This window comes from Stenotrophomonas pictorum JCM 9942, from assembly GCF_001310775.1.
In the GTDB taxonomy this organism is placed as follows: Bacteria; Pseudomonadota; Gammaproteobacteria; order Xanthomonadales; family Xanthomonadaceae; genus Stenotrophomonas; species Stenotrophomonas pictorum.
Genome location: NZ_BAZI01000541.1, coordinates 1 through 1,419, shown reverse-complemented (window position 1 = coordinate 1,419; position 1,419 = coordinate 1). Strand labels below are relative to the sequence as shown.

General features: G+C 69.6%; 1 protein-coding gene. It reads left to right on the top strand.

The features are described from left to right. Positions 1–28 precede the first annotated feature (28 nt). A partial coding sequence (locus JCM9942_RS15845) for an SbcC/MukB-like Walker B domain-containing protein (RefSeq protein ID WP_304941162.1) occupies positions 29–1,419 on the top strand: 1,391 nt, incomplete at its 3' end.

The following is a 1,419-nucleotide window of genomic DNA, read 5'->3' as shown; positions in this document are numbered from 1 at the left end:
CGATGACTGCCAGCGCGGGCTGGCGCGCTTGGCCGATGCCGACGCGGTGGCGCAGGCCCTGCACGAGCGCGTGCTGGAGCACCGTCAGGTCGCCGAGCGCTACCGCAGTGCGCAGGAAACCCGGCGTGCCGCGCTCGACCCGGATCTGCTGCATCTGTCCGAGCAGTTGCGGGAGCTGACCGCGCAACTGGGCCAATGTGAACAGCGCGCCGATGCGCTGGTCGGCAAGGAAGCGGTGGCGGCGTCGCAGCTGGAGCGCACCCGCGGCTTGCTGGAGGGCCTGCGCCAGCAGGAGGAGCTGGTGGTGCGTCGCGCGGTGGACGCCTTCGCTGATCCGGACGTAGACCCGAACCGGGTCGAGCGGCAGCGCGAGGAGCTGGACGAGAAGTATCCGTCGCTGGAAGAGCGGGCCCGCCGGTGCGAGGAGCGCGCCAGGGACAGCGATACGCAACTGGCACGGCTGCTGCCCGAGGCCTGGAGCGGACTGGCGCAGTACGCGCGCGATCACGCGCTGGAGCTGGAGTTCGATGCCAGCGCCTGGCGGCCTGCGCGCGGCCTGCTGCAGCGTGAGCTCACCCAGCTGCGCGACACCGAACTGGTGCAGTACGAAGCCGAGGCGCAGCAGGCCTACGCCACGGCGGTGGACACCTTCCGCACCGGCGTGGCCTCCACGCTGTATGACAACTTCACCCGGCTCAAGACCCAGATCGCCACCCTCAACCGCACCCTGCGCAGCAGTCCGGCGTTCTCCAACAACGAGCGCTACCAGTTCCACTACGAAGTGGTGCCGGAGTTCCGCGAGTTGCATCGCTTCATCCAGCGGGCCGCCGATATCGGCGGCGAGGACACCCTGTTTGAAAGTGCCGGGCAGGTGCCCGAGGCGTTCCGCGCGCTGGTCGAGGACAAGGCCGCGGCACATGTGGCCAATTCGCCGCTGGACGACTATCGCCGCTTCTTCCGCTTCGAGGTACAGATCCGCCAGGAGGACCGTGTGATCGGCAGCCTGAGCGAGCGCATGCGCTCGGGCTCCGGGGGTGAGCATCGGGCGCCGCTGTACGTGATCGCCGGCGCCGCCCTGGCGGCGGCCTACGGCAAGAGCGAGGCCCAGCCCGGCGGGCTGGGATTGATCCTGCTGGACGAGTTCGGCGACAAGATCGACGCCCAGAACGCGCGCGCGATCACCGGCTACCTGCGCTCGCTGGGCCTGCAGCTGGTGCTGGCCGCGCCGGATACCGCGCAGGGCACACTGTCCGGTGTGCTCGACAGCTACATCGAGCTGTTCCGCGACGGCGAGCTGCTGCAGGCCGAACGGATCGAAGTCACCGAAGCGGCGCGCACGCTGCTGTTGTCCGACCAGTTCGACCTGCATCCGGAACTGCTCGCCGCAGAGACCGAGCGCATCGCGCGCGAGCAGGCGAC